The sequence below is a fragment of the uncultured Thalassospira sp. genome (assembly GCF_963976115.1).
Classification (GTDB): Bacteria; Pseudomonadota; Alphaproteobacteria; order Rhodospirillales; family Thalassospiraceae; genus Thalassospira.
This window is the reverse complement of record NZ_CAXBJJ010000015.1, coordinates 100664-117091: the sequence shown is the minus strand read 5'-3', so window position 1 is coordinate 117091 and position 16428 is coordinate 100664. Positions and strand designations below refer to the sequence as shown.

Sequence of the window (16428 nt, the reverse complement as noted above, 5' to 3'; positions counted from 1 at the left end):
ACAAAACCCGGTAAAGATAATGATCAGAAGGTCCGCGATGGGGTGTCGCTTGTGGGCCGTTCCGTATGTTGTTTTCTGCAACATCTGATCTTTACTTTGCAGGGACCATGCCAGAAATTAAGTTATTGAATTTAAATAATATTTTTGAATGGTGCCAGTTTGGTGCCGGGAATTGGTGGTTATTACCACCAATTTTGGGGGCGGGTGGTGGTTGGCCCGGTTGTCTGGCATGAGGAGCAACTTGGCGACTGGCCCCTTATGGGGTCACCAGGTCTTCCAGGCCGTATTTACGAATGCGATAACGCAGAGTTTCGCGGGTGGTGCCCAAGGCGCGAACGGCGGCCATGACATTATAGTTATGGCGTTCAAGCATGGTGCGAATAATGCATTCTTCCATGTCATCAAGTGTCATGGATCCATCCAGCGGTAATGTCAGCCCGGATTGATCCTGTGATGCCGTGCCAGATGGTACTGGTTGGGCCGATATAGCAGACGGGGCGGCAGTGGACCTGGTGTTGGCAGATGCTGAGCCGGTGTTAATTTCGGGTGAAATGCCCAGCCATTCGTGGGGCAGTTCCGGGCCGGTTGCCAGCATGACGGAACGTTCAATGACATTGCGTAATTCGCGCACATTGCCCGGCCAGCTATAGGATTGCAAGGTTTGCAGTACATGCGCAGGCAGGATATGCACCTGCTTGCCGGACCGTGCATTAAATTCGCCAAACAGGGTTGTGACAATGTCGGCAATGTCGCTCGACCTTTCGCGCAGACTGGGCAGGCGTAATTCAAAAACGGAAATGCGGTGATAGAGATCAAGGCGAAAATCGCCCTGTTCGGATGCGGCCCGCAAGTTGCGGTTTGATGCTGCGATCAGTTGAATATCAACCGATATTTTTTCCTCGCCGCCAACACGCCGGAAACTTTGTTCTTCAATCGCTTTGAGTAATTTCGATTGCAGGCCAATATCCATTTCGCCAATCTCGTCAAGAAACAGCGTACCGCCATCGGCTTGTTCCATCAGGCCGCGATGGCGGCCTTTGGCCCCGGTAAAGGCACCGGGTTCATGGCCGAATAGTTCGGATTCCAGCATGTCACGCGGAATGGCGGCACAGTTTAAATCAATAAATGGCCCTTCGGCACGTTTGCCGGAATAATGCAGTATCTTGGCAACCAGCCCTTTGCCGGTGCCGGTTTCCCCACCCAGTAAAATGCTGGTGACGGGCACCGTGGCAAGCTGGGCCAGCATGGTGCGCACCTGTGTGGCCGCCGGGCTGTCGCCAATGAAGCTGTCGGGGCTGTATTTTTGCGCACCGGTTCGGGCGGTATCGGTTATGCGCTGGCGTGCGCGGGCTCCGCGCGTTGCGGTGGCAATGGTCAGGTCCAGCTTGTGGTAATCCAGCGGTTTTGCCAGAAAATCCAGCGCGCCCAGTTTTGCTGCCCGCGCAATATCCTGGCGCGACCCGTAGCCCGACAGAAAAATCCATTCCGACCGGCCACCGTGTGCGCGCACGTCTTCAAGAAAATCCAGCCCGTTGCCATCGGGCAGGTTCATGTCGGATAGAACAATCGACGGGCTGAAATCCAGTTCCAGGATTAACCGCCGGGCATCGGCCAGTGTCGGCGATAATGTGACCGACCATCCTTCGCGCTCGAACCGGCGTTTCAACTCGCTGCCGAGCAGTTTTTCATCTTCAATGATGGTGATCGTGCGCATGGTCAGGCTCCTCGCAGGGGAAATGGATGATGGTCATGGCACCGCCATTGGGGCCACGCCCAAATTGAATATCGCCGCCCGTTCCACGTACCAGATGTTGCACAATTGACAGACCCAGGCCAACGCCATCGGTTTTGCCCGATTGAAAGGGTCGTATACCGCGCGTCAGCAAGGTTTCGGGGTAACCTGGCCCGGTGTCGGCAACCGTCAGGCAGGCGGTGTTGTCATCGACTTTAAACGAAACCGCAATGGTGCCGGGGCGATCGCCAATGGCCTCGCACGAATTTTTTAACAGATTAAGCAAGACCTGCCGGACGGTATCACGCGGCAGGATGACGCTGTTGTTTTGACTGTCAAGCGTGATTGAAACATGTTTGGGCAGGCGATAGCCAAACAGTTTTACAACATCGCCAATCAATTGATCGCTTGATACCAGCACCGGTGCTTCAAGCGTAAAGGATTTGTTTTGCAGCAGTGAATTTAACAACCGCGTCACGCGGTCCATTTCTTCAGCAATCAGCCCCACCCGTTCGCGGTGATCGGGGTCGTCAAGTTCGACTTCCATATTGCGAAGGGCAACCGAAATACCCGAAACCGGATTGCGAAGTTCATGGGCCAGGCGGGCGGAAAACTCGCCAATTGCCGCCATTTTGGCCCCGTTTTCCAGCTCGGCCTGCTGGCGTAACAAGGTTTCCGAGGCGGCCCGAACCTGACTTTGAAGCTGGTCGGTTTGTTCCCGGCTTTGTTGCGATACCGTGCGCAGGCTGGCGGTCATTTCGTTATAATGTTGATAGATAGGGGCCAGCGGATCATTTTCCGATAGCGGTTCAATATCAACAAACCGCAAACTGGCAACATTATCAAGCAGTTCGGAAAGCCTGCTTACCGCGCGAAAAGCCCGGCGGCGGAGCCATGCCATCACGGCAAGGGCGATGATCGGGGTGGCGATCAAGGCGATCAGGGCAATGGTAAATTCTTCATCGGCCGATTGGCGGGCCGTTTCAATTGCCTGGCGTTGCAGGATGTTTTCCTGTGTCAGTACCTTGCGGATCAGGGAAAGCGCGCCAATCAGGTTGCTGCTGGGATTGTCGATGGGCAGGGCAAGGTAATCAGAGGCCATGCGCAGATTTTCCGGGGTTTCGGGCGATAATTGTGCGTTTTGTTGCAGAAGGCCGTCCAACTCGTCCCGGATATGTTGCAGTTCAGCCGGGCTGGGCGGTTGATGATTGGCTAGGTGGCGGGTCAGCAATTTGCCAATATTGATGTCGGTTTGTTGTAACCCCTGAATTTGGCGGATGTGATTTTCAAGCGGATCAAGCCGATAGGCCGAATGCCAGGCGGTTAGGGCAAGAAACCCAAGCGACAGGGTCAGCGCGATGGTTGCCAGTGCCACAGAAACCCGCAGGGGTTGTAACAATGTGGTGCGCGCCGACATCGGCCTTGCGCCAGCAGGGGGCATGGGCTTTTTTCCTTGAAACACACAGAAAACCACGATCCTGAACCTTTAAAACCGGTTCAGGATCGTGAAAACAGGAGTGATTTGTTTCATAGGAACAGATTAAGGCAAACCGATGTTTGCCGGTAGAATTAGATTAGGTCAGATCAGCCCTGTTCGCGGGCGATCGCGCGCCAGCCAATATCGCGGCGGCAAAACCCGCCTTCCCAGTCAATGGCATCAACGGCCTGATAGGCCAGCTTTTGCGCATCGCGTACATTGGCCGCGCGGGCTGTGATCCCCAAAACCCGCCCGCCCGTTGCGGTCAGTTTATCGCCATCCATTTTGGTGCCTGCATGTAAAACCTTTACATTTTCCAGGGCATTGGCGGCATCGACATGTTTGATTTCTGTGCCTTTTTCATACGAACCCGGATACCCTTTGGCCGCCATCACCACCACAAGGGCAGTGTCGTCGTGCCATTCCGGGGTGACGCGGTCCAGGGTTTGGTTGGCGGAGCCTTCAAGAATATCGAGCACGTCGGATTTAAGAAGGCTCATCAGCACCTGGCATTCGGGGTCGCCAAAACGGATGTTGTATTCAATCAGTTTCGGGTTTTCGTTTTCATCAATCATCAGTCCGGCAAACAGAACCCCGCTAAACGGGTGGCCTTGCGCGGCCATGCCTTCAACCGTGGGCACGATAATATCGCGCATCACGCGTTCTTTAACAGTTGGGGTAAAGACCGGCGCGGGGGAATAGGCGCCCATACCACCGGTATTGGGGCCGGTATCGCCTTCGCCAACGGCTTTGTGGTCCTGTGCTGCAATCAGCGGGATAACGTTTTTGCCATCGCAGACGGCGAAAAACGATGCTTCTTCACCGCGCAAAAATTCTTCAATCACCAGTTTCGCACCGGCATCGCCAAATTTGCCGCCAATCATGGCGTCATCAATGGCTTCATAGGCTTCATCAATGGTTTCACAAATGGTCACACCTTTGCCCGCAGCCAACCCGTCGGTTTTGATCACAATGGGGGCACCGGTTTTTTCAACAAAGGCCCGGGCATCATCGCGGTTGGTAAAACGGCCATAACCGGCGGTGGGAACGCCGAACTTTGCGACCATATCCTTCATGAAACCCTTGGAGCCTTCAAGCTGGGCCGCGGCCTTTGAGCAGCCAAAATACTTAATGCCAGCGGCGGCCAATGCATCCCCCAAACCGGCAACCAGCGGGGCTTCGGGGCCAACCACCACCAGATCAACGTCATGATCGGTGGCAAATTTTACCAGCCCGTCCATATCGCTATCGGCAATGGCAACACATTGTGCAGAATCGGCGATCCCCGCATTGCCCGGCGCACACCAAAGTTTGGTCAAACGTGGGCTGCGTGCGATTGCCCAGCATAATGCGTGTTCCCGTCCACCGCCGCCAACGACCAGAACTTTCATGACTTTTACCCCGACTGCTTGATGGTCATGATGTGATCCTTTAGGGTCAGTATATATTGAATGACCCGAAGCAACACACCTTCACTGCGTAATGTTTTACGCAACCGCGTTCATAATTCACGCGGGCTTTTAGCATAAAGTACCCTTGATGGCGCAAGATTTGTTCGACCCATATGCACCGCAACCGCAACAATCTGGCAACCTGCCGGAATTTTCGGTTTCCGATTTGTCCAACGCGCTGAAACGCACGGTCGAGGATGCCTTTTCCTTTGTCCGGGTGCGCGGCGAAATTTCCGGTTTCAAACGGGCATCGAGCGGCCATTTGTATCTGGCGTTAAAAGATGACAGTGCGGTTCTCGATGCTGTGTGCTGGCGCGGGGCGGCGGCAAAACTGGGCATGCAACCCGAAGACGGCATGGAAGTGATTGTGACCGGGCGTCTCACCACCTTTCCGGGCCGGTCCAAATACCAGATCGTGATCGACAGCATGGAAGTGGCCGGTGAAGGCGCACTGTTGAAATTGCTGGAAGACCGCAAGAAAAAACTGGCCGCCGAAGGCCTGTTTGAGGCAGAGCGCAAACGCCCGATTCCCTTTTTACCCGACGTGATCGGTATTGTGACCTCGCCGACAGGGGCGGTGATTCGCGATATTATGCATCGCCTGCGCGAACGGTTCCCGCGCCGGGTTTTATTGTGGCCGGTCATGGTGCAGGGCAAAGGGGCCGCCGAACAGGTGGCCCATGCGGTGCGCGGCTTTAACGATTTGCTGCCTTATGGCGATATTCCCCGGCCAGATTTGTTAATTGTGGCGCGTGGCGGCGGATCGTTAGAAGATTTATGGGCCTTTAACGAGGAAATCGTTGCTCGTGCGGTGGCGGAATCGACCATTCCGGTGATATCGGCGGTGGGCCACGAAACCGACACCACCCTGATAGATTTTGTTTCCGACCTGCGCGCCCCGACCCCGACCGGGGCGGCAGAAAAAGCCGTTCCGGTGCGGCTGGATTTACTGGCACAGGTCAATGATGACGGTCAACGACTGGCACAGGCGGTACGGCGGCTGGAAGCGGAAAAGCGCACCGCCCTTGAGGGGGCGGCGCGGGGGCTGGGCGACCCGAAACGCCTGCTCGAAGATCGCGCCCAGATGCTTGATAACTGGGCTGATCGCTTGCCCCGCGCGGCACAGGCCCTGTTGCAACAGGCAAAATCGCGGTTAAGTGAAACCAGCGCCCGGCTGGTCAGCCCGCGTGAACAATTGTCGGAAAAACGGGGGCGGTTGGAAAATGCCCGTTTGCGGCTGGCTGGTGCCATGACGGCCCGGTTGCAAACCCAACGATCCCGGCTGGATCAGGCTGTCGCAGGTTTGCGCCCCGGCAATGCCACGCGCGATATTAACCGCGAACGTAAACATGTTGCCGATCTGGCATCCCGGCTGGAGGCGGCGGTTAAAAATACCATTTCGCGCGAAAAGGACGGGCTGGCTCGCTATGACCGGTTGCTGGAAAGTTATTCTTATCGCAATGTTTTAAAGCGCGGCTTTGCCGTGGTGCGCGACCGGGACGGTAAACTGATGGCACAGGCCGCGGCATTTGTGGCAGGCCAGGGTTATGTTTTGGAAATGCAGGATGGCGCGGCGAATGTGGTGGCAGGCAGTGCATCCACGGTGCCCGGCAATCAAACCCCGCCAGATGGGCAGAAAAAAACGGTCCCTGATAAAGATGTCGCATCGGCAAAACATGCGTTGGATGATGAAAAACAAGTGCAGCCGAAACCCGAAAAACCCCGGCGCAAAAAAGATCCGCGCCCCAAAGATGATGACCGCCAAGGGAGCCTTTTATAATGCGTGTGGTGACAAAACGGGCACTTGTTGCCGCCCTGCTGGCCGGTATGGTCGGGTTTGCGATGCCCGCTTTGGCGGTAGCGCCGGTATTTAAAGGCGTTTTTAGCCAGGGCGGTATCGTTTTTGGCCAGACCGACCCGGGCACCATGGTGAAGCTGGATGGTGAAAAGATTGATACCATTGCACCCGATGGCAATTTTGCCCTGGGGTTTGAACGCGATTATCAAGGCCCGGCAACCCTGACACTGACCCATGCCGATGGCAGTACCGAACAGTTCACCTATCCGATCCAACATCGTGAATTCAATATTCAGCGCATTGATGGCCTGCCGCCAAAAATGGTGACACCAGACCCCGCCGTGATGAGCCGGATCAAGGATGATTCCCGCCAGGCCCGCGAAGCCCGCACCGAACGGTTCACCACCGAATATTATAAATCGGGGTTTATCTGGCCCGCCACCGGCCGCATTAGCGGTGTTTATGGATCGCAGCGCATTTTAAACGGGCAGCCCCGCGCAGCCCATTGGGGCGTTGACGTCGCCGTGCCAATGGGAACCCCGGTTGTCGCCCCTGCGGATGGTGTTGTGACCCTTGCCCATCCTGATATGTATTTTTCAGGCGCAACCCTGTTTATTGATCATGGTCTTGGTGTTGTTTCGGCATTTTTGCATTTGTCTGAAATTAACGTCAAAGTCGGCGATGTGGTGCACCAGGGCGATGTCGTTGCCCATTCCGGGGCCAGTGGCCGGGCCACCGGGCCGCATTTGGACTGGCGGGTCAATGTGGGGCCAACCCGCATTGATGCGGCTTTGTTGGTGCCGCCAATGGAACAGGTTTTGTCGGAGGCGAAAAAATGAAAACACAAGGTGCCGTTGCCGCAGGACACGAAGAAACCGCACGGGCGGCCCAAAATGTACTTGAAGCAGGGGGCACGGCCTTTGACGCGATCATCGCGGCGATGTGGACGGCCTGTGTTGTTGAACCGGTGCTGGCATCCCTTGGGGGTGGCGGGTTTTTAATGGCGCGGCCCGCCGGGCAAACGCCCCGGCTGTATGATTTTTTCGTTGAAACGCCGCTGGCAAAGCGCCCTGGCGAAAGCCTGGAATTTGAACGCTGTATTGCCCGTTTTGCCGGTGGCGTAAAACAGGAATTTCACGGGGGATATGGCGCTGTGGCAACGCCGGGCATGGTCGCCGGACTTTTTAGCGTTCATGACGACTTATGCCACTTCCCGATGGCCGATCTGGCCCAGGGGGCGCAAAATCTGGCCCGTGACGGTGTTGTGGTCGATGATTTCCAAAATTACGTTATGAATATTGTGACGCCGTTATTGGGGTTTTGTGCGGAAACCCGTGCCATTTATGGTGCTGGCGGGGCATTGGAACCGGCAAATGAGGGGACTGAGACCGGCTTTCGGGTTGTAAATGCAGGCGAGCTTCACCGCCAGCCCCATCTTGCGGCCAGTATCGACGAACTGGTGAAAAACGGTGCGGCCAGTTTTTATCATGGCGATATTGCCCATGCCTTGATTGCCGCCTGCCGGGATAACGGCGGGTATATTGGCGCCGATGATTTGGCGCAATATCGCGTCTTGGTGCGCGATCCCCTGCTGGTCAGCGGGCGCAACGGTCGTTTCGTTTTAAACCCGCCGCCCGCATCGGGTGGGGTTTTGGCCGGGTTTGGTTTGAAACTGGCGCGTGATCTTGATCTGGGTGATTTTGGCGATGCGCTTCACCTTGATGCCATGTCGGAAATTCTTAAAACAACGTCGATTGTGCGCGGCGAATATGGGGCTGCGCCATCGATTTTGGGCGATGAATTTTGTGAAGGGTATCGCAATCTGATTGGCGACAGGCCGTTAACGCAAAATGGCACCACTCATGTTTCGGTGGTTGACCAGTTTGGCAATCTGGCGTCGGCAACATTATCCAATGGCTCGACCTCGGGCCGGATGATACCGGGCAGTGGCATTTTGCTGAATAACATGTTGGGCGAAGCCGATTTGTCGCCCGACGGTTTTCATAACTGGCCTTGCGGTGTGCGTATGACATCAATGATGACCCCGGCGCTTTATCTGGCGCAGGATGGCAACTCGGTTGCGCTGGGTTCGGGCGGGTCAAACCGTATCCGCTCAACAATGATGCAGGTGTTACTGAACCTTGATGTGTTTGGCATGTCGCTTGAAGATGCGATTGCCGCACCCAGAATGCATTTCGATGATGGTTTGCTCTCGATTGAGCCGGGCTTTGACCCGGCCATTCTTGATCAGCTTTTGCTTAATGATCAGCATCGCTGGCAGGAAAGTGACATGTTTTTTGGCGGGGTTCATGCTGCGGCATGTAACATCGAGGCGCACAAACTGCTGGCTTCCGGGGATTCGCGGCGCAACGGCCATCATTTTATTGTGCAATAACAGCGGTAAAATGCGTTGGTGCCGGGGATTGTCGCCCGGTCTGCGACCCTGTTTAGTGTTATTTTCAGGTTGCAGGTTGCTCGTTATCATGGGGAACAACGGCGGCGACATCAAGCAATGGCGAGGCATCGATTTTTTCGGCATGCATCATGGTTGCCACGCGTTGCAGCGATGACAGCATCTGGGTTTTTTCCCATACCGGCATGTCTTCGAACTGGCGAATGAATTCTTCCTGCAACAGGTCGGGGGCATTGGCAATAATGTCGCGCCCGGCATCTGTCAGCATGGTATTGACCACGCGCTTGTCGGTGGTTGAGCGGCGTCGTTCCATCAGGCCGCGTTGTTCCAGCCGGTTTAAAATGGTGGTTACCGTGGCCTGGCTAAGGGATACGTGGTTGGAAATGCGGCGCACGGTTACGTTTTGCAATTCGTCAATGGCGCGTAAAACCATAATTTGCGGAATGGTCAGTCCGCAAATCTTCATCATGCGTTTTGAATGAAGGTCCGTTGCGCGAATAATTTGCCGCAAGGTTACCAGAACATCCTGCCAATATGGTTGTTTGTTTTCCATTGTTGAATTCTTTGTTCCATGCGCCATGTGTTCCGCGCTAGGGCGTAGCGATCTTTGGGCGGATAATCAATTAAATTGACACCCGCCTGATCGGCAGCATGCCAGACATGCGGTTTTTGGCGGTGTGGATTTAACCCTTGAAACGGCGCAAATATAAATATAAGCCGCCAAATATCGCGGCTAATACGCCAAGCGCCCAGAGAACAAGGAAAAACTTTTCATAGCGCAGGTCATCGGCCATCCGGTCTTGCATATAGGCCAGGATGCGCTTGCGTAAATCGTCGATATCGGGGGTCAGTTCGCGTTGCGGGACGTATAAAGCCAACCCGGCACGCGACAGTAAATCATTGGTTTTATTCATTCTGTCATTATACAGGGCATAGCTATCCTCGGCGGCGCGCACATCTGTTAACGGTGTGGAGGTTGCATTTTCATTATCGACACCAGGTTTGAGGATAACAGCGTCGCGTGTAAGGTCCTGATACGGGCCTGTCAGGCAATTTTCCAATGTTTCCGGGCTGTTTTTGCATTGAATGACCCGGTCCGGCGCGATTTTCAAGGCATTCTTGAGCTGTTTTTGCCGATCCTGGTCGAACCTGGCAATGGTCAGCCGTAATTGCGTGGCATTATTGCGAATGTCGCTTTGGTCCGATGCCAGGCCCAGGCGGGCACAAGATGTTATAAACAGGATCAGTAACAACATACCGGTCAGCTGTCGCATGCGCGCGGCATTGTCTTTCATTGCATTCCTTTAGGCCATTTTCGGGGTAGCCCAGGTTCCAGATCGGCATCAGTCGGGCCAGCGGCGATGGACCCACAGCCATTGAGCGGGGCGTTCGCGGATCCAGCCTTCCATGATGGCGTTGACGTCGGTCATGATCGCAAGAATGTCTTTATGGCGTTCGCCAGTGGCGACAATATCGATTTGCGGGTAAAAGGTCATGCGGAAATATGCCCCTTGCAGGCGTTCCAGACGTACAGGTACCGCCGGTGCATCATATTTCAGGCAAAACTGTGCCAATGCCGGGGCTGTCATCGCATTGCGGCCAAAAAACGGTACGGCGACGCCGTCATTCATTTTTTGGTCAACCAGCATGGCGGCATGGCCCCCTTTGCGCATGAAGGCAGTTAGCTTGCGCGCCCCATCGGGCCCTTTGCGGACCAGTTCCCCCTTAAAGCCGCGCCGTGCCCGGGTAAAAATTTTATCAACCCAGGGGTTATCGGGGGCGCGGTAAACGCACATCATTTCCAGATCCATGGCGCGCGCCAGCAACATGGCCACTTCCCAGTTTCCGACATGGGCGGTAAAAAACTGGCCTGGTTTGCCATCGTTTTTCAGGGCCAGGCCATTTTCCAGCCCCACCACTTCGAGCCGTTCTGATCCTGGCTGGATCGTATGAATGTGGGGCACTTCGGCAATGCTGCGGCCCAGATTTTCCCACATATCGCCAATAATAACATTTATGTCGTCTGGTGTTTTTTCGGGAAAAGCCTGTTGAAGATTGCGTTGTGCCCGGCGCGTGACGCTCAGCCTGGGACCAATCCAGCGGCCAATTTTCCCCCCAACTGTCGATGCTTTATCAATCGACATGATGGAAAATAACCAGAAAAATGCATGTGCAATAAACCCCTGAAGGGGATAGCTGAAAAAGCGCTGAAAGTTGGTGATGTTTTTATTCTTATGCGCCATTGGCTAATACCGTTTCGATCATTTTGGTCACGCCCGGTAAATCGTCAAATTCCAAGGCAATTCGGAGTGTCTTTATGTCGTGTTGAAGGGCGAAAGGCAAGCGCACCAGGTCCTTTTCTGTCGTAACCAGATGTGCCCCATGGTGATGTGCCAGGTCTTGCAATTCCTTTATGTCGCCCGGCTTATACATGTGATGATCGGCAAAATCACGGGTGGCAACAATGTTGGCATCACAATCGCGCAGGCTTTGATAAAATTTTTCCGGACGCCCTATTCCGGCGAAGGCCACAACGTTTGTGTTTTTGAAATCATCCGGGTTTTGTGCACAAATGCGTGCCCCAAAAACCGCGACATGGGGCGAAATATGATGGCGAATGCCGGTTTGGTCCGCACCAATAATGATCGCCGCACGAACCTTGGAAAATCCGCTTTTTATGGTTTCGCGAAGCGGCCCGGCGGGCATGACCCGGCCATTGCCAAACCCGGTTGCGCCATCAATGACAACGATCCCCAAATCCTTGATCACGGAGGGGTTTTGTAACCCGTCATCCATGATAATGACATCGGCACCTGCTGCCTTTATCGCTCTGGCACCGGCAGCGCGATCACGCGAAATCCAGGCGGGGGCGTGCCGGGCCAGCAATAAGGGTTCGTCGCCCACATCCCGGGCGGTGTCGGTGGTTAAATTCACCTGATGCGGGCCGGGCAGGGTGCCGCCATATCCGCGGCTGAGAAAATGGGGCGTGTGGCCCAAATTGCGTAAAATGGCCTGTAATGCCTGCGCCGACGGGGTTTTGCCCGCGCCGCCAACGGTGAAGTTCCCCAGACAGATAATTTTGCACCCCGGATGAAAGGCCGTTGATGTTGCTATTTTCCATGCGGCCCCGGCGCGCCATATCCATGACAGGGGCGTCAGGGCGCGGGCCAGAAGGGTGTCTTTTTGCCAAAAATCAGGGGCGCGCATGCGGCCCCCTGCACGCCACGAGCAGGTCATGAAGGGCAGACATGGTTCGATCGAGCACTTCGGCCTTGCTGTTGGCATAGTGGCGCGCAGCATCGGTCAATGCCTGGCATGCTGGCTGGTTTGACAAAAGCTGGTCAAGCTGGCGGGTCAGGTCTTCGGTGTCGGTGCAGGGGCGACAGGCATGTTCGGCCAGCATTTCACGGCTGATCTCGCTAAAGTTGCTCATATCGGGACCATGCAGGATTGCGCAGCTCAGGCGGGCCGGTTCCAGCGGGTTTTGCCCGCCGCCAACGCACAGGGTTTTACCGATAAAGCAGATGGGCGCCAGGCGGTAATAAAGACCCATTTCACCAATGGTATCGCCGAGAAATATGTCCGTATCTTTTGTAATGATATGACCCATGCTGCGCCGGGCAACCCGCAGGCCCTTTGCCATCAGGTTTGCTTCTATCGCGGGGGCACGGTTGGGGTGGCGCGGGACAATCACGGTTAACAGACCGCGGTGTTTTTCGCGCAGTTTTACATGAATATCCGCCGCAATGGTTTCTTCACCCTCAAAGGTGCTTGATGCCAGCCAGACCGGACGGCCTTCAATCTGGATTTGGGTTTTATGAAGGTCGCTATCATCCACGGGTAGGGGCAGGGCGGCAAATTTAAGGTTGCCTGTGGTGATAACGTTTGGGGCGCCCAATTCGGCGAACCGGGCGGCTTCGTCGGCGCTTTGCGCCAGAACAACGTTAAAACAAGCCATCACCGGGCGGATAAAAGACGAAAACCGGCGATAGCTTTTAAAGCTGTGTTCGGAAATACGACCGTTTAACAGGGCAATTCTGGTTCCGGACTTGTGCGCCCGCGTCAGGATATTGGGCCATAGATCGCTTTCCAGCCACAAGGCGATATCGGGCCGCCAGTGATGCAAAAACCGGGCAACATAAACCTGACGATCCACCGGAATGAACTGGTGAATGACCCCGTCGGGCAGTCTTTCAAGCATCATCCGGGCAGAGGTCACCGTGCCGGTTGTCACCAGAATGTAAAATTCAGGATAATCCTGGCGAAGTCGGTCGATCACGGGCAAAGCCGACAAGGATTCACCGACACTGGCCCCGTGGATCCAGATCAAAGGGCCGTCGGGGCGTTGCTGACCGGGATGGCCGAACCGCTCGCCGATACGGCCCGGGTCTTCCTTGCCGCGGTTTTTGCGCCGATGCAGATACAGCCCAACAATTGGGCCCAACATGCGCGTTGCAGCACGATAGGCGTAAAACAGGCTCATCGGGTGGTGTCTCCAGCATCACGGGGGGGCCGTTTTTGCTTGGCCCCTTCATCAAGACCTGCCGGTTCGATAATGTCCAGACCATATTCGCGGTCATAATGCTGGGTCAGGGCGGTCAGGCTGTTTTCCAGTTCCAGCCGTTTTGCTTCCAGACCGGCAGCATCCAGGTCCTTGCCAACGTAAATCGGTTGGCCCCAGCCAAAAACACCACGGGAAAACGGCAAGGGCAAAATAAACCGGTCCCAGCTGCGCAGGACACGCCGGTTCGATGTGGCATAGGTAAGGGGAAAAATCGGCATGCCGCTCATGCGGGCGGCTGTGATAATGCCGCTTGATGCGCGCATGCGCGGGCCGCGCGGGCCATCTGGCGTCATGCCAACAACGTCCCCGGCCTTCAGCGCCTTTAGAATGTTGCGCAGGGCCGTGGCCCCGCCTTTGCCGGTTGATCCGGCGATGGTCTCAACGCCAAAAAGGCCAATAATCCGTGAAATGATTTCGCCATCGCGATGGGCAGAAATCAGCATTTTGAAGGGGGTATCTCCGCCGACAATGCTCCAGGTATAGGCCATCATTAAAAGGCGTTGATGCCAGAAGGCGACAATAAAAGGCTGGCCGTTTTCCAGCATCTGGCGCGGAAGGTCGGTGCCATCCTGTTGCCAGCGCCCGCTAAAACGGATGACCCGGACATAAAATGCAGCCATATGGCACAGAATTGCCCGTACCATATTACTTTTGATAATTCTTTTATGCCACTTCACGCGTCTTAGTCCTGATCTGTCACCATCTGCGGGTTTTTAAACGGTTCTTCGGAAAATTGAAGGTTATACAGGTTGGCATAGGCACCGCCAAGGGCAAGCAGCTCTTCATGTTTGCCCTGTTCAATCAGTTTGCCCCGATGGATGACGCAAATTTTGTCGGCATCAATAATTGTCGACAGGCGATGCGCAATCACCAGCGTGGTCCGGTCTTTCATCAGGTGTGACAGGGCGGTTTGAATGTGCCGTTCTGACTCGGTATCAAGGGCGGATGTTGCTTCGTCCAGCAACAGGATCGGGGCATTTTTCAACATTGCCCGGGCAATGGCAATGCGTTGGCGCTGCCCGCCTGAAAGTTTGACCCCATGTTCACCCACAATGGTGTCATAGCCGTTTTCAAGCTGCATGATAAATTCATGGGCGGCGGCATTGCGCGCTGCGGCCTCAATGTCGGCTTCGCTGGCACCAGGCCGACCATAGGCAATGTTGGCACGCACGGTGTCGTCAAACAGCGAAATTTCCTGGCTTACCAGGGCCGCGGACTTGCGCAGGCTGTCTAGTTTCACATCGCGGATATCCTGCCCGTCAATCGAAATGCTGCCATTGTTGATGTCGTAAAACCGTGGAATCAAATTCAGGATCGTTGATTTACCGGCACCGGACTGGCCAACAAGGGCCACGGTCTGCCCGGCCGGAATATCAAGGCTGATCCCGACAAGGGCATTGTTTTCCCCGTCTTCGCCATAGGCAAAATCAACGTTGTCAAACCGGACAGTCCCACCCGAAATCGCCAGCGGTTTGGCGTCGGGTTTGTCTTTAATATCGGGTTCCAGATCCAGAATGGTGAAAACCCGCTGGGATGCGGCAAGCCCCGCCTGCAAATTCATATTGATATTGGCCAGGCGTTTGACGGGTTCATAGGCCATCAAAAGGGCGGTGATAAAGGAGAAAAATCCGCCGGCATCGTTGCTGCCCTCAATAACGCGGTAGCCGCCATACACAATGATGGCGGTGACGGCGACGCCGCCCAGTGTTTCCATGATGGGCGAAGAGCGGGCACGCACCTTTTGTGCCTTGAAATTCAGGCGGAAAATATAATCAACCAGCTTGCCAACCCGCGTGCTTTCATATTCTTCCATGCCATAGGCTTTGACATGGCGAACGCCCTGAAAGGTTTGCTCCAGCAAGGTGGCAAATTCGCCAATTTGCTGCTGGGTGTTTGATGAGACCTTGCGCATGCGCTTGCCAAGACGCGCGATTGGCAGAATGGCGATCGGGAACACAAAAATGGCAATAAAGGCCAGTTGCCAGTCTTTGAAAAACATCACCGCGATCAGAAAAATTGCCGTCATCAGGTCTTTGCCAAAACCGGTCAGGCTTTCTGAGACGGCGGACCGCATCGCGCCAACGTCGCTGGTAAAGCGCGCAATCAGCTTGCCGGTGTTGGTGCCGTGGAAAAAGCCGATATCCAGGCTCATGACATGGTTATAAAGCCGGTTTTGAATGTCGGCCAGGATACGCCCACCGACATAGCTCATCATCACGGCCTGGCCATAATTGCCAAAGCCTTTAAGGGCAAAGGTGATTAAAACCGCAGCCCCGACGGGCAGCAGCATGTTGCCGTTTTTATTGATGAAAATTTCGTTGATTACCGGGTCCATCAACCAGGCAGACGCGCCGGTCGTTGCCGCAACGACAACCATGAATAACAGAGCCAGAACAATTTTACCGATATAGGGACGAACCGCTTCACGCACGATCCGCTTGACCATGGGCCAAGTATCCCAATGATGGGCGGTATAGTCGATATTCTGTTTGGACAAGTAGATATTCCTGATTGTTGTAGCAGATATTGGTGACACGGGAAGGTTGCCCCGGTTTTGCCTTTTATCAAGGCCCAATTCTGCCAGATTTTCTGTGCAGTTTGCTATCACGGTGATTGCTTTTGGGCAAGTATCTGTATACGCGAACGCATAGCCCTGCGTGCAAAGCGGACTTTAATAACAGCAAGTCCTATCCTGTATTCAGGCATATATGGTTCAAACAAAAAATAAGATATGGGCAAACAACTTAAAAACAAATTGAAGGCCCCCTTCGCAAAGGCGGGCATTGTGCACATGGTGCGCCATTTTTGCAAAACATCACGATTTGCAAAGCTGGCCGTATCGGGTTTGTTGACTTTGAAGAAGACCCAGAAGGATGGGTGCCGGTTGCTGATGCCCGGGTGCGGGATATTTTGCTGTTTCTGTTTTCAATTCAGCGCGAGATAAAAAACGGCCCGATCTGTTGGAACCTGGCGGGAAAAAATATCATTCACAT

At 54.7% G+C, this 16428-nt stretch carries 13 protein-coding genes; 3 read left to right on the top strand and 10 right to left on the bottom strand.

All coding sequences use genetic code 11. From position 1 onward, the window contains the following. Nucleotides 1-256: 256 nt before the first annotated feature. The 3 genes from AAC086_RS18920 to purD all read right to left on the bottom strand — a co-directional run bounded on the left by AAC086_RS18920 (nucleotide 257) and on the right by purD (nucleotide 4600). Entirely contained in the window at nucleotides 257-1714 is a 1458-nt protein-coding gene (locus AAC086_RS18920) for a sigma-54 dependent transcriptional regulator (protein WP_339781049.1), read from the bottom strand. After that, nucleotides 1692-3173, bottom strand: a complete 1482-nt coding sequence (locus AAC086_RS18915) for an ATP-binding protein (RefSeq protein ID WP_339781047.1) — start codon at nucleotides 3171-3173, stop codon at nucleotides 1692-1694. Before AAC086_RS18915 ends, AAC086_RS18920 begins: the two co-directional genes overlap by 23 nt. A gap of 143 nt (nucleotides 3174-3316) precedes the next feature. Continuing rightward, nucleotides 3317-4600, bottom strand: coding sequence for a phosphoribosylamine--glycine ligase (purD, locus tag AAC086_RS18910; RefSeq protein ID WP_339781045.1), 1284 nt, complete (start codon nucleotides 4598-4600; stop codon nucleotides 3317-3319). 148 nt (nucleotides 4601-4748) lie between these two features. Between purD and xseA the strand changes: the two genes are divergently transcribed. From xseA to AAC086_RS18895, 3 genes are read left to right on the top strand one after another with little or no spacing between them, the layout of a single operon-like run. Next, on the top strand, nucleotides 4749-6440 hold the full coding sequence (gene xseA / locus AAC086_RS18905; protein ID WP_339781043.1) for an exodeoxyribonuclease VII large subunit: 1692 nt from the start codon (nucleotides 4749-4751) through the stop codon (nucleotides 6438-6440). Continuing rightward, the gene (locus AAC086_RS18900; RefSeq protein WP_339781042.1) at nucleotides 6440-7297 is read left to right on the top strand and encodes a M23 family metallopeptidase; all 858 of its coding nucleotides are present in this window, start codon (nucleotides 6440-6442) and stop codon (nucleotides 7295-7297) included. The genes xseA and AAC086_RS18900 overlap by 1 nt, the downstream gene beginning before the upstream one ends. Further along, a complete protein-coding gene (locus AAC086_RS18895) occupies nucleotides 7294-8853 on the top strand; it encodes a gamma-glutamyltransferase (protein WP_339781041.1) in 1560 nt (519 codons plus the stop codon). The genes AAC086_RS18900 and AAC086_RS18895 overlap by 4 nt, the downstream gene beginning before the upstream one ends. A 64-nt stretch (nucleotides 8854-8917) precedes the next feature. On the opposite strand, the gene AAC086_RS18890 is transcribed toward AAC086_RS18895, so the two are convergent. The 7 genes from AAC086_RS18890 to msbA form a co-directional block, all read right to left on the bottom strand. Then, the gene (locus AAC086_RS18890) at nucleotides 8918-9424 is read right to left on the bottom strand and encodes a MarR family transcriptional regulator (protein WP_339781039.1); all 507 of its coding nucleotides are present in this window, start codon (nucleotides 9422-9424) and stop codon (nucleotides 8918-8920) included. Between the two features lie 130 nt (nucleotides 9425-9554). Then, a complete protein-coding gene (locus tag AAC086_RS18885; RefSeq protein WP_339781038.1) occupies nucleotides 9555-10166 on the bottom strand; it encodes a hypothetical protein in 612 nt (203 codons plus the stop codon). A 48-nt stretch (nucleotides 10167-10214) separates the two neighbouring features. Further along, nucleotides 10215-11114, bottom strand: coding sequence for a lauroyl acyltransferase (locus AAC086_RS18880; RefSeq protein WP_339781037.1), 900 nt, complete (start codon nucleotides 11112-11114; stop codon nucleotides 10215-10217). Then, on the bottom strand, nucleotides 11104-12078 hold the full coding sequence (gene lpxK, locus AAC086_RS18875; RefSeq protein ID WP_339781036.1) for a tetraacyldisaccharide 4'-kinase: 975 nt from the start codon (nucleotides 12076-12078) through the stop codon (nucleotides 11104-11106). The genes AAC086_RS18880 and lpxK overlap by 11 nt, the downstream gene beginning before the upstream one ends. Next, nucleotides 12065-13354: a 3-deoxy-D-manno-octulosonic acid transferase gene (locus AAC086_RS18870; protein WP_339781035.1), complete on the bottom strand. Its 1290-nt coding sequence runs from the start codon at nucleotides 13352-13354 to the stop codon at nucleotides 12065-12067. The genes lpxK and AAC086_RS18870 overlap by 14 nt, the downstream gene beginning before the upstream one ends. Beyond that, a complete protein-coding gene (locus AAC086_RS18865; RefSeq protein ID WP_339781034.1) occupies nucleotides 13351-14055 on the bottom strand; it encodes a lysophospholipid acyltransferase family protein in 705 nt (234 codons plus the stop codon). The genes AAC086_RS18870 and AAC086_RS18865 overlap by 4 nt, the downstream gene beginning before the upstream one ends. A 62-nt stretch (nucleotides 14056-14117) precedes the next feature. After that, nucleotides 14118-15932, bottom strand: a complete 1815-nt coding sequence (msbA, locus tag AAC086_RS18860) for a lipid A export permease/ATP-binding protein MsbA (RefSeq protein WP_339781033.1) — start codon at nucleotides 15930-15932, stop codon at nucleotides 14118-14120. Nucleotides 15933-16428 lie beyond the last annotated feature (496 nt).

Excerpts from the sequence above, each read along its gene's own strand:
- AAC086_RS18895 (WP_339781041.1), top strand. The coding sequence starts at position 7,294 with ATGAAAACACAAGGTGCCGTTGCCGCAGGACACGAAGAAACCGCACGG.
- AAC086_RS18890 (WP_339781039.1), bottom strand. The coding sequence starts at position 9,424 with ATGGAAAACAAACAACCATATTGGCAGGATGTTCTGGTAACCTTGCGG.
- xseA (WP_339781043.1), top strand. The coding sequence starts at position 4,749 with ATGGCGCAAGATTTGTTCGACCCATATGCACCGCAACCGCAACAATCT.
- purD (WP_339781045.1), bottom strand. The coding sequence starts at position 4,600 with ATGAAAGTTCTGGTCGTTGGCGGCGGTGGACGGGAACACGCATTATGC.
- AAC086_RS18870 (WP_339781035.1), bottom strand. The coding sequence starts at position 13,354 with ATGAGCCTGTTTTACGCCTATCGTGCTGCAACGCGCATGTTGGGCCCA.
- lpxK (WP_339781036.1), bottom strand. The coding sequence starts at position 12,078 with ATGCGCGCCCCTGATTTTTGGCAAAAAGACACCCTTCTGGCCCGCGCC.
- AAC086_RS18880 (WP_339781037.1), bottom strand. The coding sequence starts at position 11,114 with ATGGCGCATAAGAATAAAAACATCACCAACTTTCAGCGCTTTTTCAGC.
- AAC086_RS18900 (WP_339781042.1), top strand. The coding sequence starts at position 6,440 with ATGCGTGTGGTGACAAAACGGGCACTTGTTGCCGCCCTGCTGGCCGGT.
- AAC086_RS18915 (WP_339781047.1), bottom strand. The coding sequence starts at position 3,173 with ATGCCCCCTGCTGGCGCAAGGCCGATGTCGGCGCGCACCACATTGTTA.
- AAC086_RS18885 (WP_339781038.1), bottom strand. The coding sequence starts at position 10,166 with ATGAAAGACAATGCCGCGCGCATGCGACAGCTGACCGGTATGTTGTTA.
- AAC086_RS18920 (WP_339781049.1), bottom strand. The coding sequence starts at position 1,714 with ATGCGCACGATCACCATCATTGAAGATGAAAAACTGCTCGGCAGCGAG.
- AAC086_RS18865 (WP_339781034.1), bottom strand. The coding sequence starts at position 14,055 with ATGGCTGCATTTTATGTCCGGGTCATCCGTTTTAGCGGGCGCTGGCAA.